Genomic DNA, 21,692 nt, shown 5'->3' on the forward strand with positions numbered 1-21,692 from the left:
AGCCTTCAGCGCCGGCTTCCGTATCTGCTGATCACTCACATCGCGTCAACTCTAGGGAATTTCACCATGCAGCTTCGTAAGGTCACCGCCGCCTCGGCCGCCGTGCTCGCCCTCGCCCTGACCGCCACCGCCTGTGGTTCCGACGACAAGGACGACGCGTCCGGGTCGAGCGGCAAGAAGATCACGATCGGCATCAAGATCGACCAGCCGGGTCTGGGTCTGAAGACCCCGGACGGCAAGTACACCGGCTTCGACGTCGATGTCGCCACGTACGTCGCCAAGGAACTCGGCTACGACGCCAAGAACATCGAGTTCAAGGAGACCAAGAGCGCCGACCGCGAGACGGCCATCTCGCGCGGTGACGTGAAGTTCATCGTCGCCTCCTACTCGATCAACGACGAGCGCCTACAGAAGGTCGACTTCGCCGGTCCGTACCTCCTCGCCCACCAGGACATCCTGGTCCGCGCGGACGACAACTCGATCACGAAGCCCGAGGACCTGAACAACAAGAAGCTCTGCTCGGTCACCGGCTCGACCTCGGCGCAGAACATCAAGGACAAGCTGGCCCCGAAGGCGCAGCTCCAGGAGTACGGCGGCTACTCCGAGTGTCTGACGGGCCTGGAGAACAAGGTCGTCGACGCCCTGACCACCGATGACAGCATCCTGGCCGGCTACGCCGCGCAGGACGCCAACAAGGGCAAGTTCAAGCTGGCCGGCTTCAAGATGACCAACGAGAACTACGGCATCGGCCTGAAGAAGGGCGACGCCGACTTCAAGAAGAAGGTCAACGACGCGCTGACCAAGATGGTCGAGGACGGCTCGTGGGACAAGGCCGTGGAGGCCAACTTCGGCCCCGCGAACTACAAGAACGACCCCGCCCCGAAGATCGGCAACGTCGTCAAGTGAAGCAGGGCTGACCGGGCGCGCCGCCGCTGACCGGCGGCGCGCCACGCCCTCCTACACGCGGAAGCACGGGAGATCGTGTTCGACTTTCTTGATGGTTACGACCTGCTGGGGGCCTTCTGGGTGACGGTGAAGCTCACCGTCTACTCCGCCCTCGGCTCCCTCATATGGGGAACGCTGCTGGCCGGCATGAAGGTCAGCCCGGTCCCCCTGATGCGCGGTTTCGCGACCGGCTATGTGAACGTGATCCGGAACATTCCGCTGACCGTGATCATTATGTTCGCCTCGCTGGGCCTGTACTCGACGCTCGGCATCGCACTCGGCGCCACCGATATCAAGGGCGTCAACTTCCGGCTCGCGGTGTTCGCCTTCATCGTCTACACCGCCGCGTTCGTGTGCGAGGCGCTGCGCTCCGGCATCAACACGGTGCCGGTCGGGCAGGCTGAGGCCGCACGGGCTCTCGGCCTCAGCTTCACTCAGGTCCTGCGGCTGATCATCCTCCCGCAGGCCTTCCGGTCGGTGGTCAACCCGCTGTCCAACGTGCTCATCGCACTGACGAAGAACACCACCGTCGCCTCCGCGATCGGGGTGGCGGAAGCCTCGTACCTGATGAAGGAAATGATCGAGAACGAGGCACAGCTGCTGCTGATCTCGGGTGTGTTCGCCCTCGGTTTCGTCATCCTGACCCTTCCGACCGGTCTCATCCTCGGCTGGGTGGCCAAGAAGGTGGCGGTGAAGCGATGAGTTCCGTCCTCTACGACGCCCAGGGGCCCCGCGCCAAGCGGCGCAACATCCTCTACACGGTCCTCTTCGTGCTGGCCGCCGCGGCGGTGCTGTGGTGGGTCTACGACGGCCTCGCCGAGAAGCACCAGCTCGACTGGATCAAGTGGAAGCCGTTCTTCACCAGCTCCCAGCCCTGGGAGACGTTCATCTGGCCGGGCTTCCAGAACACGATCAAGGCGGCGTTCTTCGCTCTGATCATCGCCCTGCCGCTGGGCGCGCTGTTCGGCATCGGGCGGCTCTCGGACCACCGGTGGGTCCGGGTTCCGGGCGGGGTGGTCGTGGAGTTCTTCCGCGCCATTCCCGTGCTGCTCCTGATGGTCATCGCCAACCAGGCGTACTCCGAGTACACCGAGCTGGAACCGGACACTCGTCTGCTGTACGCCGTGGTGACCGGCCTGGTGCTCTACAACGCCTCGGTGCTCGCCGAGATCGTGCGGGCGGGCATCCAGACACTTCCGCGCGGACAGACGGACGCGGCCAAGGCGATCGGCATGCGCAAGGGCCAGACGATGGTCTTCGTGCTGCTACCGCAGGCCGTCACCGCCATGCTGCCCGCGATCGTCAGCCAGCTCGTGGTGATCGTGAAGGACACCGCCCTCGGTGGCGCCGTGCTCAGCTTCCCCGAGCTGCTGGCGGCCGTGCGGCCGATGTCCGCGAACTACGGCTCCAACACCATCGCGTGTTTCACCGTCGTCGCGGTGATCTACCTCGCTCTGAACTACGCCCTCACCTCGTTCGCGAGCTGGCTGGAGCGGCGGCTCCGGCGCGGGAAGAAGAGCACGGGCGCGGTGCTCGGCACCGGCCCGGGGGGCGATCTGGAGACGATCGACGCGCCGGCGCTCAACACCGATGACGGGCGCGCCGTCTGACAGCCCGTCGTAGGACGCCCGCGAGGGGCGGTGGCGCACCTGCCACCGCCCCTCGCCGCGTTCCGGCGTCGCTTGACGCAAGCACCGGCAGTAGGTTGCATACGTTCTGTGATCGCGCACCGAGCCCCCTACGCCGCCGCATCCCCTTCGACGCCCGCGCCTCTTCCGTGCCGTTCCACCCTGATGGGGGACGCGCCGTGGACCCGGTGATCATCGTGGGTGCCGGGCCGGTCGGCCTGGCGCTCTCGCTCGCCCTCGCCGCGCAGGGGGTGCCGTGCGTGCTCGTGGACGAGGACCCGGGCAAGGACGAGACCCGCCCCGCCCGCACGGTCGTGCTCCGCGAGGACACCGCGGCCTTCCTGGAGCGGCTCGGCTGCAAGACGCTGCACGACGAGGGGCTGCGCTGGTCCGGCTGGCGGTCCGTGCGGCGCAAGCAGCTGGTACGCGAGCTGCCGCTCGGTGAGGCCGTGCCCGGCGGCGACGGGCCGGCCGCGCCCGTCCATGTGCCGCAGCACGCGCTGGTGCGGGGGCTGCGGGACGCGGTGGCCGCGCAGGAGCTGGTGCGGACGGCCAAGCTCGGCCGGATCGACACGCTGGAGCAGGACCGGGCCGGGGTAACCGTGCACACCAGGGAGCCGGCTTCGACCTGGTGGCGCGGGAGTTACCTGGTGGGCTGCGACGGGGCCCGGTCCACCGTGCGCAAACTCCTCGACATCCGGTTTCCCGGACGTACGGCGGTGGAAAGGCACGCCGTGGCCGCGCTGCGCACCGAGCTGCCCTGGCCCGGCGAGGCCGTACTGCACCGGTCGCCCCCGTGGCGCACCGGGGGCGCCGAGGTCACCGCGCGGCCGCTGCCGGACGATGTCTGGCGGCTGGACTGGCTGCTGCCCGCGCGCGGCGAACTGGTCACGCCGGACGCCCTCGTCACGCGCGTACGGGACACCCTGGCGGGCTGGTGCGGCGAGACTCCCCCGTACGAGCTGCTGGACACCGGGGTCTACACGCTGCACCACCGGCTGGCCCGGCGGTGGCGGGTGAAGCGGGCCTTCCTGGCCGGGGACGCCGCACATCTGCTGGGTGCCCTGGGCACGCAGGGGCTCGACGAGGGGCTGCGGGACGCGGAGAACCTGGCCTGGAAACTGGCCCTGGCCTGGCACCACGGAGCCTCCGACGTGCTCCTCGACAGCTACCAGGCCGAGCGCCGGGCCGCCGTCGCCTCGCGGCTGCGCGCCGCCGACCAGTCGCTGCCGATACTGCGGGGCGGCGGGGGGCTGCGGACCCTGGTCCCGGGGAGCGCACGGGGGCACGACGCGCTGCTCGCGGACGGACATCTGGGCTGTGGCCCCCTTGGTGCGCCCCCCTCCTACTCCCTGTCCCCCCTTGCGCCCCCGCGCGCCGAGGCGCACGCATCCGTGGGTACGCCCCCCGGTGCGCCGGTGGCCGATGTACGGGTCACCGCGCCCGACGGCACCGCGGTGCGGCTGCGGGAGCGGCTCGGGCAGGGGCATCTGCTGGTGGTGCTCGTGGCGCCGGGAACCGGAGTATGGGACCGGCGGCACTGGATGCGCGCTGGAGTGATGCCCCGGCTGGTCGAGGCCGTGGCGGCCCTGCCGGTCAAGGCCGAGCTGCTGGTGACCGAGAGCTATCCGGGGGCGTCCGCGCACACGGTTCTGCTGGTCAGGCCGGACGGCCATCTCGTCGAGTCGTTCGGCGGCGTACGGCCCGCGGAGCTCTTCGCGGCGGCGGACGCGGCACGCGGAGGGGCGGCACGGACGTCGGTCCGCTCCGACCGCACCGCAGACATCAATTGACGCTCACAGGCGCACATGGTCTACTCCCGGGCATGACCGACACCGATGTGCGCCTGTGGCGGAGGGTCCATATGGACCTGCTCCGCTATGCGGGCTGCGTGTGTCGCCCGTCCTGCTGAATCCCGCTTCTCCTGCCTTCGCCGCGTGTGCTGTGCCGTGCGGCGGGGTAACCGCGCGAACTCCAGGACGGCTCCCCGTGTCTGCTTCTCCCTCTCCCCTTTCCGTGCCCGTACCCGCGTCCGCTCCGGCTCCGGCTCCGGCTCCGACCGTGGCGGAACTGCTCGACTTCGTCCGCCGCACCGCCGAGGACACCGCCCTCATCGCCTCCCTTCCCCTCGACCCCGAGGGCCGGACGTGGGTCAGGCTCGACGGCCCCGGCGGCAGCGAGGCGTGGCTCATCGGCTGGCCGCCCGGCACAGGCACCGGCTGGCACGACCACGCCGACTCGATCGGCGCCTTCCTCACCGCCGCCGGCACGCTCAGGGAACGTTCCCTCGCCGCCCGGCTGCCTACCGACGGCTGGAAGACCCTGGAGCTGGCCGGGGACATCGACCGCACCCGGGAGCTGTCGTCGGGCCAGGGCAGGGCCTTCGGCCGGCACCACGTCCACGAGGTGCTGAACGAGTCCGCCACGGAGCACGCCGTCTCCGTCCACGCGTACTACCCGCCGCTGCCCCGGATCCGGCGCTACAGCCGTTCCGGCGCCGTACTCCGCCTGGAGCAGACCGAGCGCCCGGAGGACTGGCAGTGAGCCACGGACCGCACGAGGGCGGCGGCGAACCGGTCGGAATCGACGAGCTGCTGGAACGGGTCAGGGCCGGCTACGTACGGGTCGGTCCGCGGGAGGCGTGGACGGCGGCCTCCGAAGGCGCCCTGCTCGTGGACATCCGCTACGCGCAACTGCGTGAACGGGACGGGCTGATCCCGGGGGCACTGGTCGTCGAACGCAACGAGCTGGAATGGCGGCTGGACCCGCGGGGAAGCCATCGCGCCCCGGAGGCCGTGAGCCACGGGCTCAGGGTGGTGGTGATCTGCAACGAGGGCTACGCGTCGAGCCTCGCCGTCGCGTCCCTGCACCAGCTGGGGCTGTACCGGGCGACGGACCTGGTGGGCGGCTTCCAGGCCTGGCGGGCGGCGGGACTGCCGGTCGAGGTGTGACGGGTGGGGGGGCGGCCCGCCGCCCGGGTGGCGGGCGGCCCCCCACCTTCCCGTCACTGGCTGGTGGCGACCTCCACCGGGCGGGACCGCAGGGCCAGCCGGCCGGGCAGCGCTGTGGCGGCCAGGGCGAGCAGGGCGGCGGCGCCCACCACAAACCCGTACACCATCGGGACCAGGCCGGGCGCCGCGCTGCCGGTCATCCCGATGCTGAAGGCGGTCAGGACGGCGAGCGCGATGCCGGTGCCGAGTGCGGTGGCAAGGACCAGGACCGACAGGGTCTCGGTACGGAGCATCCGCAGCACCTGTCGGCGCGTGGCGCCGGCCAGCCGCAGCAGCGCGAACTCCCGGAACCGTTCGGACACCGACATGGCGAGTGTGTTGACGACGGCGATGGCGGTGAAGGCGAGGACCAGGCCCATGGCCAGAAGGTTGACCTCGGCGTTCTGCTGCTCACGGTCCGCCTGGAGCCGGTCGGCGACGGCGGGGGCGACCACCGTGACGCCGGGGTATTCGCTCACCGCTGCGGACAGAGCGTGGCCGGACACCTCTCCGGCCACCAGGACCGTCGCGGCCAGGGGGTTGTCCATGTGCCGGGCGACCAGGCCGTGCGGCAGGGTCAGGTCACCGAAGCCGAGCCCGCTGCGGTAGACGGCGGCGACCGTGAGGGTGGCGGGGGTGCCGTCGCCGAGGTGCAGCACGAGTTCACCGCCAGGGCGCAGCCCGAGGCGGTCGGCGGCGAGTTCGCTGATCGCGGCGGACCGCTCGTTCGCTGCGAACGCGGCGAGAGAACCGCTCGTCACGCCCGGGTCCCAGGTGCGGGTGAGGCCCGCCCCGGTGACGCCCTGCGCGGTGTACTTCTCCAGCCCGACCCGCACGCTGGTGCGGACCACCTCCGTGGCGGCGGTGACACCGGGCGTCGCGCGGACGGCCTCGGTGGCGGCTGCCGGAACCCCCGGCCCTTGCGCGCCGAGCACCCAGGTAGCGCGTACGCCCTCCCTGGCCTGGGCACGGGCGGCGTCGCTGATGGTCGGCTGGAGGAAGAGAACCGTGCAGGTCATACCGATGAGCAGGGTGAGCGGGGTGACGACGGAGGCCATCCGGGTGGAGTTCCCGCGGATGTTGGCGGTGGCCAGGGTGCTCATGGGGCCGGTCCGCCGGAGCACACCCGCCGCCAGGAAGGCGGCGGCTCGGACGAGGAGCGGGCCGAGCAGCGCGACCGCCGTGGCCAGCACCACCACGGCGAGGAAGGTGACCGGGGTGGAGGCGGCCTCGGTGCGCAGCACGCTCAGCACACCGACCAGCACACCGCCGCCCGCGAGCAGGAGCAGCCCGGCGAGCATCCGCCCCCTGGCCGGGCGGCCGCGCTCGACCGCGGACTCGGCCATGGCCTCGGCCGGACGCAGACCCGCGATGCGCCGGCCCGAGATCCGGGCGGCTGCCCAGGCGCCCAGGAGCGTGACGGCGACGGCGGCGCAGGCGGGCAGGATGCCGGCCGTCGGTTCCAGGGTCGGCGGGACCACCCCCATGGCGGTGAACCGGCCGTGCAGCCATCCGGCGAGCGGCAGTCCGGCGAGGGCGCCGAGGACACCGGCGAAGGCCCCGACGACCAGGGACTCCCGGCCCAGCAGCCGGCGGACCTGCCGCGAGGTGGCGGCGATGGTACGGAGCAGGGCCAGCTCTCGGTGGCGCTGCTGGACGGAGAGCGCGAACGTCCCGACGACGACGAGCACCGCGACCAGCAGCGAGGTGCCGCCCATGGCCCCGCCCATCGAGACCAGCTTGACCCGGGCGCCCGCGGCGTCGAGGAACTCGACCGGCCCGCGCCCGTCACCGGTCGTCACCTGTGCGGTGGTGCCCTTGAGGGCGGCGGTGACCTGCTGCTTCAACCGGCCGATGTCCGTGCCGGTCGTGGGCAGCACACCGAGCGCGGTGACCTGGCCCGCGCGGTCGGCGAGGCGTGTGGCCTCGGCGGTGGAGAAGAACAACGCGGTCTGCTGCCGGAGTCCGCCCCGCCCCTGCGGCGCGGCGATGCCGCTGACGCGGTACGTGTGAGGGGCCCGGGTCGACTGCACGGTGATCGGGTCCCCGGTCGTGAGGCCCGCCCGCTCGGCGAGGGCCCGGTCGATCACCACGTCGTCGGCGGAGGCGGGGGCCTTGCCCACGGTCAGGGCGAAGGGGGTGAGCGGAGCGGACGCCCAGGCGTGCCCGTAGGAGGGGGCCTCGCCGTCTTCCCCGTGACCGGGCAGGCCGAGCGGCTGGGCCAGGAAGGTCAGTTCGGGGACGACGGCACGCACACCCGGCAGCGTGCGAATCCGGTCGGCGGTGGCGGCCGGGAGCCAGGCCCGCTCGGCGACCGGCTTCGCCTTGTGCTTGACCTTCGTCCTGCCGTTGCCCTTGTGCTTGACGGTCGTGCGGTGGACGTTCTGGTCGGCGGAGACGAGGAGCGGGGTGGCCGCGTACCGCTCGGTGGCGATCCGCCCGCGCAGGCCGGTCTCCAGGAGGGTGCCGCAGGCGGTCACCAGGGCGGCGGCACACATGAGGGCGAGGAAGGCTCCGAGGAATCCGGCCTTGCGGTGCCTGATCGTCCGCAGGGCATAGCGCAGCATCATGAGGCGTCCGTCTCTGGTCGGTCGGTGCGGGCGGTGAGGGCGTCGGGGCCGGGGATGTCGGGGCCCGGGTCCGGGAAGGCGAGCAGGCGGGTGTGGACCGTACGCGCGTCCGGCGGGGTGTCGGCTTCGGTGCGCTTGTAGCGGTTCATGAGGGCGATGTACTCCTCGAAGAACGAGCGGAGTTCGGGCGGGGTGAGGCGCAGGGCGCCGCGCGAGTACGCGAAGGCATCGGCCCACTCGTCCGCACCCGCCCCGGTCACCTCCGCGTCGGCCGCCTGTCCGTCCGCCGCCCGCTCCGCCGCCTTCGCGCTCTCGCGCTGGAGCCGCTCGAAGAGGGCGAGGTCGGCGGCGTACGCATGGCGGTTCAGCTCGTCCATGACGAGCCGCAGCTCGGGCGTCCTGCGTGACGGCGGCGGGAACCGGCGGTCGCCCGGGACAGCCCGCCACCACCTGCCACGACGCCCGGCGGGTTCCTGCGGTTCGGTGTCGGCCACGAAGCCGTAGCGGGCCAGTTCGCGCAGGTGGTAGCTGGTCGCGCCGGTATTCAGGCCGAGGGCACGGGCGAGGATCGCGGACGTCGCGGGGCCGTGCAGGGTGAGGTACTGAAGGATCTGCTGACGTCGTGGCTGGGCGAGCGCCTTGAGGGCGGCCAGCTCCGTGATCTCGGTACCACCGGGCTTCTCTGGCATGCGTCACACACTGCTCTGTGCACAGGCATCTGTGCACTGGAGCACTCCGCCGTCTCCGTACGGGGGTTTTCCCCCGCACGGAGCGTGCGGGAGGTGCGCACGTACGGGGGAGTACGGGCCGCACGGGCCACACGGGCTGTGCGGACGTGCCGCCCGTGCGGGCTGTACGTGCTGCCCGGGACCCCGCGACGGACGTGCTGCCCGTACGGGCTTTGTACGGGCATCCCGTGACGGACGCTTCCCCGACCGGAATGCGCCGCGACACACCCGTATGGCGTCGCTCCGGTGGAGCGATCCGGTCACCGGACGGAGATTCGCCTCAACGGCGAGCACCGCCGGGACGCCGGACCGCTACGACGGGGAGCACGCACCGATGCCCACCACCGCACTCACTCCCGACGGACTCGACGCCCAGGCCGCGCGTCTCCACGACACGGCGGCCTGGCAGCAGATCATCACGGGCTGGGACCTCACCGCACCCGCACCCGCACCCGCACCCGCACCCGCACCCGGCGACGTTCCCGCACCCGGCGCCCCGTGCCCCGTCTCCCCAGCCGCTCCACAGGAGCTGCCGAACCCCCCTGCCGACTGGCACGCCCTGCTGTCCGTACCGGTGGACCAGTTGATCTCCGACACGGTCCGCGCCCTGCCCCCCGCCGCACCCCGCGAACGTCCGCTCCCCGGGCGGATCGGTGCGATGCTGCCCGACCGGCTCCATACGTGGCGGCGCATCGGACAGCCCGAAGTGCGACCATCCGTCCACCTCGCCCACGCCCGGCAGATCCTCACCGAATGGGGATGGCAGAACACCCCCTACCGGCTCCGCAACGCCCGGGGCGCACGCTGCATCTGCGGCGCCATGCTCACCGCGCACCGTCTGGGCCACGGCTCGGCGGAAACGGTCGACCGGGCCGGAGCCTGGCTGATCGCCGAGCTGCGCTCCCAGGGCTGGACCGGGCTGATCGGGCCGTGGAACCGCTACCCGGGTCGCACCGCCGCAGACGCCCTCGCCCTGATCGACGCCACCATCAGCCGCGCCGCCCACGCCGGCCAGTGACAGCTGCCGCGTGACGGCTTTCCCCCTGACAATGCAGTCGGCCCCCGCCGACCGCCCCCGTGACAGCCGGCCCGTGGCAGGCTGCCCCCGTAACAGCCGGTCCGTGGCAGGCGGTCCCCGTCGGCTGCCCCCGTGACAGCCGGTCGCTTCCCCTTGGCCAACCGTCTCAGCGACGCTTCGGTGCGGCGCTTTGGTCAGAACGGCTCGTCCAGCCCCTCCGTGTCTTCCCCCTCCTCCTCCAGAGCCCGGCGCACCACGCGCAGGGCCATCCCCTCGCCATACCCCTTGCGGGCGAGCATCCCCGCGAGGCGGCGCAGTCGTCTGTCGCGGTCCAGTCCCCGGGTGGACCGGAGCTTGCGGGCGACCAGCTCCCGTGCGGTCGCCTCCTCCTGCTCGGAGTCGAGCTGCCCGACGGCTTCGTCGATCACCGTGGCGTCCACGCCCTTGGTCCGCAGCTCGCGGACGAGCGCGCGGCGGGCGAGACCACGTCCGTGGTGCCGGGACTCCACCCAGGCGTCGGCGAACGCGGCGTCGTCGATCAGCCCGACGTCCTCGAATCGGGAGAGGACTTCCTCGGCCGCCTCGTCCGGGATCTCCCGCTTGCGCAGGGCGTCCGCGAGCTGTTTGCGGGTGCGCGGTGTGCCGGTGAGCAGCCGCAGACAGATGTTGCGTGCCTGCTCGACCGGGTCGCGCGGTTCCCCCTTCTCGGCCCTCGACGAGGAGGGGGAACCGCTGTCACTGGACCGGGAGCGGGAACGGCGTCCCACCCCCTCACCGAACCCGGAACCCGCGCCGGGGCCGGCGGCGCTGTCCGGCCACTCCGTACGACGCGTCACCGGTCTAGCTCTTGGCCGCGGCCGCCTTGGCCGGCTTGGTCTTGCCGGCCGGAGCGGTCGCCGGCTTCGCAGCCGCGTCGGCCGGGGCCGCCGCGCCTGCCGCGTCCGCACCGGACTCGGCGGAGGCGTCCTCGGGCTGGACCCCGACGCCCAGCTTCACCAGGATCTTCTTCTCGATCTCGTTGGCGAGGTCGGGGTTGTCCTTGAGGAAGTTGCGGGCGTTCTCCTTGCCCTGGCCGAGCTGATCGCCCTCGTACGTGTACCAGGCACCGGCCTTGCGGACGAAGCCGTGCTCCACGCCCATGTCGATCAGGCCGCCCTCGCGGCTGATGCCCTGGCCGTAGAGGATGTCGAACTCGGCCTGCTTGAAGGGCGGCGCGACCTTGTTCTTGACGACCTTGACGCGGGTGCGGTTGCCGACGGCGTCGGTGCCGTCCTTCAGCGTCTCGATCCGGCGGATGTCGAGGCGCACCGAGGCGTAGAACTTGAGCGCGCGGCCACCGGTGGTGGTCTCCGGCGAGCCGAACATCACACCGATCTTCTCGCGGAGCTGGTTGATGAAGATCGCGGTGGTCTTGGACTGGTTGAGCGCGCTGGTGATCTTGCGGAGTGCCTGGCTCATCAGACGGGCCTGGAGACCGACGTGCGAGTCGCCCATCTCACCCTCGATCTCCGCGCGCGGCACGAGGGCCGCCACGGAGTCGATGACGATCAGGTCGAGCGCGCCCGAGCGGACCAGCATGTCGACGATCTCAAGGGCCTGCTCGCCGTTGTCCGGCTGGGACAGGATGAGGCTGTCGATGTCGACGCCGAGCTTCTTCGCGTACTCGGGGTCGAGAGCGTGCTCCGCGTCGATGAAGGCCACCGAGCCGCCGAGCTTCTGTGCGTTCGCCACCGCGTGCAGCGTCAGCGTCGTCTTACCGGAGGACTCCGGTCCGTACACCTCCACCACACGGCCGCGCGGCAGACCGCCGACGCCGAGCGCGACGTCGAGCGCGGTGGACCCGGTGGGAATCACCTCGATGGGCTCGTTCGGCCGCTCGCCGAGGCGCATCACCGCGCCCTTGCCGAATTGCCGTTCAATCTGTGCGAGTGCGGCGTCCAGCGCCTTCTCGCGGTCGGTTCCTGCCATGGGTTCCACCCGATTTGCTTGAGTCGATCGCTTCACGTCAAAGACGCTAACCCCTGCCACTGACAATGGGCCTCGACGTCCTCCCGGCCTGTGGACAACTCCACGGTCGGGCCCGGGAAAACCCGGCCGGAATCCCATGAGAATGGATGTTCGATTTTAGTGTCAAGCGCACCACGCCGCCGGGCCCGACCCTCGGACACCCGGCCAGGAACGGCCCGACACGACCAGAAACGGCCAGGAAACGCCCCCTACGGCTCCCGCGTGCCCTCCGGCGCCCCGGCCTCCGGCTCCCGGCCTCCGGGGGCCGCGGGGGCGGTCGCCAGCCGTCGCAGGCGCGTCCAGAGGGGTTCTCCCCGCACGCCGGGACGGCCGCCCTGGACGCGCGGGTCGTCCGTGACGTCGTACCGCTTCACGTAGGCACCGAGGAAGGCCTGGAGCGTGGCCACGGCCGGAATGGCGATCAGCGCGCCGACGGCGCCCATCAGCGCCGTACCCGCGATGACCGAGCCGAACGCCACCGCGGGGTGGATGTCGACCGTCCTGGCGGTCAGCTTGGGCTGTAGCACGTAGTTCTCGAACTGCTGGTACACCACGACGAAGCCGAGGACCCAGATCGCGTACCAGGGTTCGACGGTGAACGCGATCAGCATCGGCAGGGCGCCCGCGAGATAGGTGCCGATCGTGGGGATGAACTGGGAGACGAGCCCGACCCAGATCGCGAGCGCCGGTGCGTACGGCACTTCGAGGGCGGCCAGCAGGACGTAGTGCGCGATCCCGGAGATGAGCGCCATCAGGCCGCGCGAGTAGAGATAACCGCCGGTCTTGGCGACCGCGATCTCCCAGGCCCGCAGCACCTCGGCCTGGCGGGCGGGGGGCAGCACGGAGCACAGTGCGCGGCGCAGCCTGGGGCCGTCGGCCGCGAAGTAGAACGAGAACAGGAAGATCGTCAGCAGCCGGAAGAGGCCGCCGAGGACCGTGGTGGACACGTCGAGGACACCGGTCGCGCTGTTCTGGACGTACTTCTGCAACCAGTCGGAATGCAGCAGGCTGTCCTGGACCTCGACCCGGGACAGCTCCGTGTTGAAGTTCTGGTTGACCCAGTTGATCACCGAGTCGAGATACTTCGGGAAGTCGTCCACCATGTCGACGATCTGGCCCGCGAGCATCGAGCCGAGCATGACGACGAAACCGGCCCCGGCGATCAGCACGACGAGGAAGACCAGGAACGTCGCGAGCCCCCGGCGCATGCCGCCGGCCGACATCCGGCTCACAGCGGGCTCGACGGCGAGCGCCAGGAAGAAGGCGATCAGCACATTGATCAGCAGGCCGATGAGCTGGTCGAACGCCCAGCTGCCGAGCCGGAAGCAGGCGTAGAGCGCCAGCGCGAGCACCATGGCGCGCGGCAGCCAGACGGGCATGCGGGCCGGCCCGGTGCCGGACGGTGCGACCGGTGGCCCGGACGGCGCGGCGGGCGGCGTGCGGGGAGGCTGGATCTGAGCGGTCTCGTCTGTCGGTGCCACGCTGCCAGTCTCGCCTACCCGCGCGGCAACCGGTCACGCACCCCGTTACGCACCCGGCGATCCCACGGCCTCAGCGCTTGTCCGCGGGAATGTCCACCGCCGCGCAGACACCGCGCCAGACGTCCTTGGTCTCCCAGCCCGCCGCCAGCGCCTGCTGCACCGTGCGTCCGCCGAGCTCGGCCATCACGTGGTCGCGTGCGAAGGAGTCCGCGTAGCCCGCGCCGAAGTGGTCCGCCATCCGTTCCCAGAAAATCGTCAACCGCATGCCCTCAGTATCCCGCTCCAGAGGGTGCGGCAGGCGGCCCGGCCCTGCGGGGGCGCCCGACGCCCTACGGTCGGGTCCATGGCTGGAACTGGAACAAGTCCCCTCGACCGTGCCGAGCAGTTCATCTGGCTCACGGCCCGTGTCCTCGAACAGCGGCGGTTCGCCCATCAATTCTTAGCGGGAGGAGCGGACGCCGTGGAAACGGCACTCGCCGCCTATGCCAATGAGGACGGCGGTTACGGCCACGCGCTCGAACCCGATCTGCGCGGCCCCGTCAGTCAGCCGCTGCACACCGCCCACGCGCTGAGCGTCCTCGACTCCATCGGCCGCTGCGACGGTCCCCGGGTGGAGCGGATCTGCCGCTATCTGACGGAGGTCTCGACCAAGGAGGGGGCCCTGCCCGCCCTGCTCCCCTCGCAGCGCGGCTACCCGGCGGCTCCTTTCATCCCGATCGTCGACGACCCGCCGGCCGAGCTGCTGGCCACCGGCCCCGTCGTCGGGCTGCTGCACCGCAACGCGGTGTGGCACGCCTGGCTCTTCCGGGCCACCGACTTCTGCTGGGCGGCCGTCGACGCGCTGGACGTCTCGCATCCGTACGAGATCGAGGCCGCGCTCGCCTTCCTCGACGGGGTGCCCGACCGGACCCGGGCCGAGGCCGCCGCCGAACGGCTGGGACGGCTGGTGCGCGACCAGCGGCTCGCCGTGCTCGCCCCGGAGCGGCGCGCCGAGTATCCGGTGGCCGCCGGATACGCGCCGGGCGAGCAGCACTTCCCGTACGACTACGCCCGTACACCCGAATCGCTCGCCCGCCGCTGGTTCACCGACACCGAGATGGACCGCTCGCTGGACCATCTGGCGGCCGCGCAGGAGGAGGACGGCGGCTGGCCGGTGACCTGGCGGCAGTGGGCGCCGGGGACAGCGCTGGAGGGGCGGCCCCTGGTGACGCTCAGGGCGTTGCAGACCCTGCGGGCGCATGGGCGCGGCCTGGACTGAGAGCGGGGTACCGCGGGTGTAAGGGGCACAGCACATGGGGCCGTGCCCCTTACACCCGCGCCTCCTGCGTATCCCCCGCCAGGGCTACCCGAGCGCGCGCACGCCCGCGGTGTCCTGCCGCGTACGAGGGGCCATGATGCGGTCGCTACCCCAGCGCGCGCACGCCCGCGGTGACGGCGACCGCCGCGCCCACGACGACAAGGAAGGGGGCGCGCAGGACGAGCGCGAGCGCCGCCGCCGCGAGCCCCGCGGCCCTGGCGTCCAGCGTCAGGTGCTGTCCGTCGCCGAAGGTCTGCTGGGCGGTGAGGGCGGCCAGCAGAGCCACCGGCAGCAGCGCGGCGAGGCGCTGGACGAGGGGGCGCTCCAGGGCGCCGGCGGGCACCAGGAGGCCGAGCAGTTTGGCGAGGTAGCAGCCGACGGCGGTCAGCGCGATGGCGATCCAGACGTTCATCGGTCCTCCTCCGTACGGGCCGGGCCCGCGTCCTTCGTTCCGGTCGTTCCCGCTCCGGCGTCGCCGCCCTTGGCGCGCCCCATCAGGAACAGGACGACCGGCGCGGCGAGCGCGGACAGCAGAACGGGCACCCCCGCGGGCAGCACCGGCAGCAGGCCGAGGGCGAGCAGAACGGCGAGCCCCGCGGTGACGCGCTCGGTCGTGGACTTCAGCATCGGGGCGAGCAGCGCGAGGAACACGGCGGGGCCGGCCGCGTCCAGCCCCCAGGCGCCGGTGTCACCGAGCGCCTCGGCCCCCAGAGCGCCCAGCAGCGTCGTCAGGTTCCACAGCACGTAAAGGGTGAGCCCGGTCACGGTGAACCCGATCCGCGCCGCCCGCCGGGTGGGCTGGGGCAGGGTCACGGCGGTCGTCTCGTCGATGACCCACTGGGCGGCGAGCGGGCGCAGGGCGCGCGGCAGGGCGAGGAGCTGTGACAGGCGCAGACCGTAGAAGGCGTTGCGTACACCGAGGAAGAAGGCGCCGGCGGCCGCGGTGTACGGGTTGCCACCCGCGGCGAGCGCGCCGACCAGGGCGAACTGGGAGGCGCCGGTGAAGACGAGCAGGCTGAGCGCGCAGGTCTGGAGCAGGCTCAGGCCCGAGCCCGCCGAGGTGACCCCGAAGGCGAAGCCGGAGAGGCCGACGGCTACGCCGACGCCGAGCGCGTCCCGTACGACGGCCGCGTCCGGCTTGGTACCGGCGGCGAGCGTGCTGCCGGAGGCCGGTTCGGCGGTAGTGCGAAGGTGTGCTGTCTTTTCTGCCACGTCCGGAACGCTACCGGGACGGTTCAGGACCGGTCTTGTACGTTCTTGCGCGTTCGCGCTGGTAGGCGCCGGGTGGCACACCCACGATCCGGGTGAAGTGACGGTTGAGATGCGGCTGGTCGGTGAAGCCGACCTCGGCGGCCGCGACCGCCGGTGCCGTACCCGCGTCGAGCATCCGGCGCGCACGCCGTACCCGGGCATCGGTGAGCCAGGTGTGCGGGGGCATGCCGTACTGCTTCTTGAACGCGCGCAACAGGGCGAAGGGGCTGGTGCCCAGCTCGGTCGCCAGCGCCTCCAGAGTGGGCGGGGCGGCCATCCGGGACTCCAGCAGGCTCCGGGCGCGTGCCGCGTCCCGCGCCCCCGCCGCCCGGGGCGCGGGGGTGGGGAAGGCGCTGCCGTGCCGGGTGAGCAGGTGGGTGACGGCGACGCGCAGCATGCTGTCGGCGGCCAGTGCGTTGCCCTCCTCCGCCGCCCGGTGGACCTCGCCTATGAGCCGGGCGGCGTGCGGATCGGCGACCCCGGTCTCGGTGAAGCCGACGGTGCCGCGCAGGTTCGTCGTATCGGCGGCGATGGCGTTGACCACCTCCACGGACGGGTAGAGCGTGGCGTACACCCAGCCCTCGGGGACGCCGGCCCGAGCGGTGTGCGGCACCTCCGGATTGATCATGACGACGGTGCCGGGGCCCGCGTGCAGGGTCCCGGAGGGTGTCCCGATGTCCTCGACCCCGTGGCTGATGGTGGCGAAGACATAGCCCTCGTGGCTGTGGCGCGGGAAGGTGTGACGGATGTAGCGGGCGCGCAGCAGGTCGAGGTCGGGCAGCTCCGCGTAACTCCAGTGCCGCGCCCACTCCGCCGGTTGCTGTGCTCCTGCCATGCCCGGATTCTCGCAGCTCGCGGGCGGTCCGGCCGCTGATGGTGCCGCCCGCTCAGCGGTTGTCACGGCCGTTGTCAGTGGCGGGGTGCACGATGGGGAACATGACCGGCTCCGCACTCGATTCCTTCTCCCCCGCGACCCGCAGTTGGTTCACGGGGGCCTTCAGCGCGCCCACCGCCGCGCAGGAGGGCGCCTGGCGGGCGATCGGCGAGGGGTCGGACGTGCTGGTCGTCGCGCCGACCGGCTCGGGCAAGACACTGGCCGCCTTCCTCGCCGCGCTGGACCGGCTCGCCGCCGTGCCGCCGCCCGCCGATGCGAAGAAGCGCTGCCGCGTGCTGTACGTGTCGCCGCTCAAGGCGCTCGCGGTCGACGTGGAGCGCAATCTCCGCTCGCCCCTGACCGGCATCCGCCAGGAATCCGTGCGCCAGGGCCTGCCCGAGCCCGAGGTGCGGGTGGGCATCAGATCGGGTGACACACCCGCCGCCGAGCGCCGCTCGATGGCGACCCGCCCGCCGGACATCCTCATCACGACGCCCGAATCGCTGTTCCTGATGCTGACCTCCTCGGCCCGGGAGGCACTGGCCGGCATCGAGACGGTGATCCTGGACGAGGTGCACGCGGTGGCGGGCACCAAGCGGGGCGCCCATCTCGCCGTGTCCCTGGAGCGCCTGGACGAGCTGCTGCCCCGGCCGGCCCGGCGGATCGGCCTTTCGGCCACGGTCCGGCCGGTCGACGAGGTGGCGCGCTTCCTCTCCCCGCAGCGCAAGGTGGAGATCGTCCAGCCGCCGTCCAGTAAACAGTTCGACCTGTCCGTGGTGGTGCCGGTCGAGGACCTGGGCGAGCTCGGCGGCTCCCCCGCCACCGACGACTCCTCCGGGCAGGCAGAGAAGCCGTCGATCTGGCCGCATGTCGAGGAGCGGATCGCCGATCTCGTCCAGGCGCACCGCTCCACCATCGTCTTCGCCAACTCCCGCCGCCTGGCGGAGCGCCTGTGCAACCGGCTCAACGAGATCGCCTACGAGCGGGCCACCGGCGAGACCATGCCGGAGGCCCACTCCCCCGCGGAGATCATGGCGGAGTCCGGCGCCGCCAAGGGCGCCCCCGCCCTGCTGGCCCGAGCCCACCACGGATCGGTCTCCAAGGAACAGCGCGCCCAGGTCGAGGAGGACCTCAAGGCGGGCCGGCTGCCCGCGGTGGTCGCCACGTCCAGTCTGGAGCTGGGCATCGACATGGGCGCGGTCGACCTGGTGATCCAGGTCGAATCGCCGCCCTCGGTCGCCTCCGGGCTGCAACGGGTCGGCCGCGCCGGCCACCAGGTGGGCGCGGTCTCCACCGGCGTCGTCTTCCCGAAGTACCGCGGCGACCTGGTGCAGGCGGCCGTGGTCACCGAGCGGATGCGCACGGGCTCCATCGAGGCGCTGCGCATCCCCTCCAATCCGCTGGACGTGCTGGCCCAGCAGCTGGTCGCGATGGTCGCCCTGGACAGCCGGCAGGTGGACGACCTGCTCGCGATGGCCCGCCGGGCCGCCCCCTTCGCCTCGCTCCCCGAATCGGCGTTCACCGCGGTGCTCGACATGCTCGCCGGCCGCTATCCGTCCGACGCCTTCGCGGAGCTGCGCCCTCGCGTCGTCTGGGACCGCGTCGCCGGTACGGTCACGGGCCGCCCCGGCGCCCAGCGCCTCGCCGTCACCTCCGGCGGGACCATCCCCGACCGGGGGCTGTTCGGGGTCTTCCTCGCCGGCGCCGACCCCAAGAAGGGCGGCGGCCGGGTCGGGGAGCTGGACGAGGAGATGGTGTACGAGTCCCGGGTCGGCGATGTGTTCACGCTGGGCACCACCTCCTGGCGGATCGAGGACATCACCCGCGACCGGGTCCTCGTCTCGCCCGCGCCCGGCGTCCCCGGGCGGCTGCCGTTCTGGAAGGGCGACCAGCTGGGCCGGCCCCTGGAGCTGGGCCGCGCCCTGGGGGCCTTCCTGCGTGAGCTCGGCGGGCTGTCCCCGCAGGACGCGCGCGACCGCCTGCTCGCCGCGGGCCTCGACACCTGGGCCGTGGACAACGTCCTGGCGTATCTGGACGAGCAGCGCCGGGCCTGTGGCCATGTGCCGGACGACCGGACGATCCTGGTCGAGCGCTTCCGCGACGAGCTGGGCGACTGGCGCGTCGTCGTGCACTCCCCGTTCGGCGCCCAGGTGCACGCCCCGTGGGCGCTGGCGCTCAGTGCCCGGCTCGCCGAGCGGTACGGGATGGACGCGCAGGTCATGCATGCCGACGACGGCATCGTGCTGAGGCTGCCCGACGCCGACATGATGGGCCTGGACCTGCTCGACTTCGACCCGGCGCAGGACCCCGGCCAGGGAGCCCCGGAACCGCTCGCCCCGGCCGACGCCGCCTTCGACAGCGACCAGCCCCCGGTGGGTGCCGCCGACGTCTCCTTCGACAAGGGCGAGATCGCGCAGATCGTCACCGACCAGGTCGGCGGTTCCGCCCTGTTCGCCTCACGGTTCCGCGAGTGCGCGGCCAGGGCGCTGCTGCTCCCCCGCCGCAGCCCCGGCAAACGCACCCCTCTCTGGCAGCAGCGCCAGCGGGCCGCCCAGCTCCTCCAGGTGGCCTCCGAGTTCGGCTCCTTCCCCATCGTTCTCGAAGCGGTCCGCGAGTGCCTCCAGGACGTCTTCGACGTCCCCGGCCTCACGGAGGTGATGGGCGACCTGGAGGCCCGGCGCATCCGTCTCGTCGAGGTCACCACCCCCGAGCCCTCCCCCTTCGCCCGCTCGCTCCTGTTCGGGTACGTCGCCCAGTTCCTGTACGAGGGCGACTCACCACTCGCCGAACGGCGTGCCGCCGCGCTCTCCCTCGACTCCCGGCTGCTGGCCGAGCTGCTGGGCCGGGCGGAGCTGCGCGAGCTGCTCGACGCCGACGTCCTGACGGAGCTGGAGCGGGAGCTCCAGTGGCTGGCGGACGACCGCCGGATCAAGGACGTCGAGGGCGTCGCGGATCTGCTGCGGGTCCTCGGCCCGCTCACCGACGACGAGCTGGCCGAGCGCGGGGCCGAACCTGCCTGGGCAGGGGAGCTGAAGTCGGCCCGCCGCGCCATCCGGGTCCGGATCGCCGGCACGGGCCACTGGGCGGCGATCGAGGACGCGGGCCGGCTGCGCGACGCCCTGGGCACGGCGCTCCCGGTCGGCGTCCCCGAAGCGTTCACCGAGCCGGTGAAGGACCCGCTCGGCGATCTCCTCGCCCGCTACGCCCGTACGCACGGCCCGTTCACCTCCACCGCGGCGGCCGCCCGGTTCGGCCTCGGCACGGCCGTCACCGACGGCGCGCTGCAACGGCTCGCGGCCACGGGCCGGATCGTCCAGGGTGAATTCCACCCGGCCGGTATCGGCCAGGAGTGGTGCGACGCCACGGTGCTGCGGCGGCTGCGGCGCCGGTCGCTGGCCGCGCTCCGGCACGAGCTGGAGCCGGTCCCGCCCGCCGCCCTCGCCGGATTCCTGCCCCAGTGGCAGCACCTCGGCGGCAACAGCCTGCGCGGCATCGACGGTCTGGCCCGTGCCATCGAGCAGCTCCAGGGCGCGCCGGTCCCCGCCTCGGCGCTGGAGCGGCTCGTCCTTCCCAGCCGTGTCACCGGCTATTCGCCCGCGCTCCTGGACGAGCTGACGGCCACGGGCGAGGTCGTGTGGGCCGGAGCGGGTGCCCTGCCCGGAAAGGACGGCTGGCTCTCCCTCTACCTGGCCGACAGCGCGCCCCTCCTCCTGCCCCCGCCCCGCCCTCTCGAACTGAGCGCGCTGCACGAGTCCGTGCTGACCGCCCTCGGCGGCGGGTACGGCCTCTTCTTCCGCCAGATCGCCGACCAGGTCCGCGCCACCACCCACCCGGACTGCACCGATCCGCAACTGGCGGACGCCGTGTGGGACCTCGCCTGGTCGGGCCGGCTCACCAACGACACCCTGGCGCCGCTGCGCTCCCTCCTCGGCTCGGGCCGCACGGCAGGGTCGACCGCGCATCGCGCCCGGCGCAATGTGCCCCGCGGCCGCTACGGCACGCTGACGGCGGCGGCGCGACCCACCTCGCGCAGCGGCCCCCCGACGGTCTCCGGCCGCTGGTCCCTGCTCCCGGCAGCCGAGCCCGATCCCACGCACCGGGCCCACGCCCTGGCCCGCACCCTGCTGGACCGGCACGGAGTGGTGACCCGGGGCGCGGTCCAGGCCGAGGGGGTCGAGGGCGGCTTCTCGGCGGCGTACCGCGTGCTGTCGGCCTTCGAGGACAACGGGCAGGCGCGCCGCGGCTATGTCGTGGAGGGGCTGGGGGCCGCGCAGTTCGCGATGGACGGCGCGGTCGACCGGCTACGTGCGGTCTCGACCGCCCGCGACCGTACGGAGCCCGGCGCGGACCCCCGCGCCCTCGTCCTGGCGGCGGCCGACCCGGCCAATGCCTACGGCGCCGCCCTGCCGTGGCCGGAGCCGCCGGACGGTGCCGGGCACAAGCCGGGCCGCAAGGCGGGCTCGCTCGTCGTCCTGGTCGACGGCGAGCTGACGCTGTACATGGAGCGCGGCGGCAAGACCCTGCTGGCCTGGCCGACCGATCCGGACGATCCGGCGCTCCGGGCGGCTGCCGGGGCGCTGGCGTCGGCCGCCCGTGCCGGGGCCCTCGGCACGGTGACCGTCGAGCGCACCAACGGCGCCTCGTCCCTCACCTCCCCCCTGGGCCGCACGCTGGAGGCGGCCGGCTTCCTGGCCACCCCGAGGGGCCTCCGCCTCCGCGCCACGTAGCCGCACCACCGCGTAGCTGCGCCGCCACATAGCTGCACCACCACGTAGCCGCACCGCCACGTAGCTGCGCCACCTCGTAGCCGCACCGCCACGTAGCCGCACCACCGGCGTAACCACGTAGCCGCGCCGGCCGGGGCAACGTACAGACGGCCCCGCCGGCCGACCGCGGCCCGCGA

General features: G+C 72.5%; 19 protein-coding genes. 10 read left to right on the plus strand and 9 right to left on the minus strand.

Annotation, left to right across the window (positions count from 1 at the left end):
• The first annotated feature begins 66 nt into the window (after positions 1-66).
• From B082_RS0109335 to B082_RS0109360, 7 genes are all read left to right on the plus strand, one after another.
• A complete protein-coding gene (locus tag B082_RS0109335; RefSeq protein WP_018551541.1) occupies positions 67-906 on the plus strand; it encodes a glutamate ABC transporter substrate-binding protein in 840 nt (279 codons plus the stop codon).
• 75 nt (positions 907-981) lie between these two features.
• Positions 982-1,647, plus strand: a complete 666-nt coding sequence (locus B082_RS0109340) for an amino acid ABC transporter permease (RefSeq protein WP_018551542.1) — start codon at positions 982-984, stop codon at positions 1,645-1,647.
• Complete coding sequence (locus tag B082_RS0109345; protein WP_018551543.1) at positions 1,644-2,555, plus strand: amino acid ABC transporter permease; 912 nt, start codon at positions 1,644-1,646, stop codon at positions 2,553-2,555. Before B082_RS0109340 ends, B082_RS0109345 begins: the two co-directional genes overlap by 4 nt.
• Before the next feature lie 197 nt (positions 2,556-2,752).
• The gene (locus tag B082_RS0109350) at positions 2,753-4,366 is read left to right on the plus strand and encodes an FAD-dependent monooxygenase (RefSeq protein ID WP_018551544.1); all 1,614 of its coding nucleotides are present in this window, start codon (positions 2,753-2,755) and stop codon (positions 4,364-4,366) included.
• Positions 4,367-4,398: 32 nt separating this feature from the next.
• Positions 4,399-4,485, plus strand: coding sequence for a putative leader peptide (locus tag B082_RS40380; protein ID WP_311307652.1), 87 nt, complete (start codon positions 4,399-4,401; stop codon positions 4,483-4,485).
• 104 nt (positions 4,486-4,589) lie between these two features.
• On the plus strand, positions 4,590-5,117 hold the full coding sequence (locus B082_RS0109355; protein WP_026249591.1) for a cysteine dioxygenase: 528 nt from the start codon (positions 4,590-4,592) through the stop codon (positions 5,115-5,117).
• On the plus strand, positions 5,114-5,524 hold the full coding sequence (locus B082_RS0109360) for a rhodanese-like domain-containing protein (RefSeq protein ID WP_018551546.1): 411 nt from the start codon (positions 5,114-5,116) through the stop codon (positions 5,522-5,524). Before B082_RS0109355 ends, B082_RS0109360 begins: the two co-directional genes overlap by 4 nt.
• A gap of 53 nt (positions 5,525-5,577) precedes the next feature.
• On the opposite strand, the gene B082_RS0109365 is transcribed toward B082_RS0109360, so the two are convergent.
• A complete protein-coding gene (locus B082_RS0109365; protein ID WP_018551547.1) occupies positions 5,578-8,133 on the minus strand; it encodes an FtsX-like permease family protein in 2,556 nt (851 codons plus the stop codon).
• Positions 8,130-8,822: an ArsR/SmtB family transcription factor gene (locus B082_RS0109370; RefSeq protein WP_018551548.1), complete on the minus strand. Its 693-nt coding sequence runs from the start codon at positions 8,820-8,822 to the stop codon at positions 8,130-8,132. Before B082_RS0109370 ends, B082_RS0109365 begins: the two co-directional genes overlap by 4 nt.
• A 373-nt stretch (positions 8,823-9,195) precedes the next feature.
• On the opposite strand from B082_RS0109370, the gene B082_RS0109375 reads away from it, so the two are divergent.
• Positions 9,196-9,879: a DUF6197 family protein gene (locus B082_RS0109375; protein ID WP_026249592.1), complete on the plus strand. Its 684-nt coding sequence runs from the start codon at positions 9,196-9,198 to the stop codon at positions 9,877-9,879.
• A gap of 194 nt (positions 9,880-10,073) precedes the next feature.
• Here B082_RS0109375 and recX read toward each other — a convergent pair whose 3' ends face one another.
• The 4 genes from recX to B082_RS0109400 all read right to left on the minus strand — a co-directional run bounded on the left by recX (position 10,074) and on the right by B082_RS0109400 (position 13,632).
• Positions 10,074-10,715, minus strand: a complete 642-nt coding sequence (gene recX, locus B082_RS0109380) for a recombination regulator RecX (RefSeq protein WP_018551550.1) — start codon at positions 10,713-10,715, stop codon at positions 10,074-10,076.
• A 4-nt stretch (positions 10,716-10,719) separates the two neighbouring features.
• Positions 10,720-11,847 (minus strand): recombinase RecA, encoded by a 1,128-nt coding sequence (gene recA, locus B082_RS0109385; RefSeq protein WP_018551551.1) that lies wholly within the window; start codon positions 11,845-11,847, stop codon positions 10,720-10,722.
• A gap of 248 nt (positions 11,848-12,095) precedes the next feature.
• Positions 12,096-13,265 (minus strand): AI-2E family transporter, encoded by a 1,170-nt coding sequence (locus tag B082_RS0109390; RefSeq protein ID WP_018551552.1) that lies wholly within the window; start codon positions 13,263-13,265, stop codon positions 12,096-12,098.
• A gap of 172 nt (positions 13,266-13,437) precedes the next feature.
• A complete protein-coding gene (locus B082_RS0109400) occupies positions 13,438-13,632 on the minus strand; it encodes a DUF3046 domain-containing protein (RefSeq protein WP_026249593.1) in 195 nt (64 codons plus the stop codon).
• A 78-nt stretch (positions 13,633-13,710) separates the two neighbouring features.
• Between B082_RS0109400 and B082_RS0109405 the strand changes: the two genes are divergently transcribed.
• Entirely contained in the window at positions 13,711-14,625 is a 915-nt protein-coding gene (locus tag B082_RS0109405; RefSeq protein WP_026249594.1) for a hypothetical protein, read from the plus strand.
• A 145-nt stretch (positions 14,626-14,770) separates the two neighbouring features.
• Here B082_RS0109405 and B082_RS0109410 read toward each other — a convergent pair whose 3' ends face one another.
• The 3 genes from B082_RS0109410 to B082_RS0109420 are packed head-to-tail and all read right to left on the minus strand — an operon-like array spanning position 14,771 to position 16,750.
• Complete coding sequence (locus B082_RS0109410; RefSeq protein ID WP_018551556.1) at positions 14,771-15,076, minus strand: AzlD domain-containing protein; 306 nt, start codon at positions 15,074-15,076, stop codon at positions 14,771-14,773.
• Complete coding sequence (locus B082_RS0109415) at positions 15,073-15,876, minus strand: AzlC family ABC transporter permease (RefSeq protein ID WP_018551557.1); 804 nt, start codon at positions 15,874-15,876, stop codon at positions 15,073-15,075. Before B082_RS0109415 ends, B082_RS0109410 begins: the two co-directional genes overlap by 4 nt.
• Before the next feature lie 10 nt (positions 15,877-15,886).
• Positions 15,887-16,750 (minus strand): helix-turn-helix transcriptional regulator, encoded by an 864-nt coding sequence (locus tag B082_RS0109420; RefSeq protein WP_018551558.1) that lies wholly within the window; start codon positions 16,748-16,750, stop codon positions 15,887-15,889.
• Positions 16,751-16,851: 101 nt separating this feature from the next.
• On the opposite strand from B082_RS0109420, the gene B082_RS0109425 reads away from it, so the two are divergent.
• The gene (locus tag B082_RS0109425; protein ID WP_018551559.1) at positions 16,852-21,516 is read left to right on the plus strand and encodes a DEAD/DEAH box helicase; all 4,665 of its coding nucleotides are present in this window, start codon (positions 16,852-16,854) and stop codon (positions 21,514-21,516) included.
• The last annotated feature ends 176 nt before the right edge of the window (positions 21,517-21,692 follow it).

The organism is Streptomyces sp. ATexAB-D23 (assembly GCF_000373645.1).
GTDB lineage: Bacteria > Actinomycetota > Actinomycetes > Streptomycetales > Streptomycetaceae > Streptomyces > Streptomyces castrisilvae.

Excerpts from the sequence above, each read along its gene's own strand:
- B082_RS0109335 (WP_018551541.1), top strand. The coding sequence starts at position 67 with ATGCAGCTTCGTAAGGTCACCGCCGCCTCGGCCGCCGTGCTCGCCCTC.
- B082_RS0109345 (WP_018551543.1), top strand. The coding sequence starts at position 1,644 with ATGAGTTCCGTCCTCTACGACGCCCAGGGGCCCCGCGCCAAGCGGCGC.
- B082_RS40380 (WP_311307652.1), top strand. The coding sequence starts at position 4,399 with ATGACCGACACCGATGTGCGCCTGTGGCGGAGGGTCCATATGGACCTG.
- B082_RS0109365 (WP_018551547.1), bottom strand. The coding sequence starts at position 8,133 with ATGATGCTGCGCTATGCCCTGCGGACGATCAGGCACCGCAAGGCCGGA.
- B082_RS0109370 (WP_018551548.1), bottom strand. The coding sequence starts at position 8,822 with ATGCCAGAGAAGCCCGGTGGTACCGAGATCACGGAGCTGGCCGCCCTC.
- B082_RS0109375 (WP_026249592.1), top strand. The coding sequence starts at position 9,196 with ATGCCCACCACCGCACTCACTCCCGACGGACTCGACGCCCAGGCCGCG.
- recA (WP_018551551.1), bottom strand. The coding sequence starts at position 11,847 with ATGGCAGGAACCGACCGCGAGAAGGCGCTGGACGCCGCACTCGCACAG.
- B082_RS0109390 (WP_018551552.1), bottom strand. The coding sequence starts at position 13,265 with ATGCCCGTCTGGCTGCCGCGCGCCATGGTGCTCGCGCTGGCGCTCTAC.
- B082_RS0109400 (WP_026249593.1), bottom strand. The coding sequence starts at position 13,632 with ATGCGGTTGACGATTTTCTGGGAACGGATGGCGGACCACTTCGGCGCG.
- B082_RS0109405 (WP_026249594.1), top strand. The coding sequence starts at position 13,711 with ATGGCTGGAACTGGAACAAGTCCCCTCGACCGTGCCGAGCAGTTCATC.
- B082_RS0109410 (WP_018551556.1), bottom strand. The coding sequence starts at position 15,076 with ATGAACGTCTGGATCGCCATCGCGCTGACCGCCGTCGGCTGCTACCTC.
- B082_RS0109420 (WP_018551558.1), bottom strand. The coding sequence starts at position 16,750 with ATGGCAGGAGCACAGCAACCGGCGGAGTGGGCGCGGCACTGGAGTTAC.
- B082_RS0109425 (WP_018551559.1), top strand. The coding sequence starts at position 16,852 with ATGACCGGCTCCGCACTCGATTCCTTCTCCCCCGCGACCCGCAGTTGG.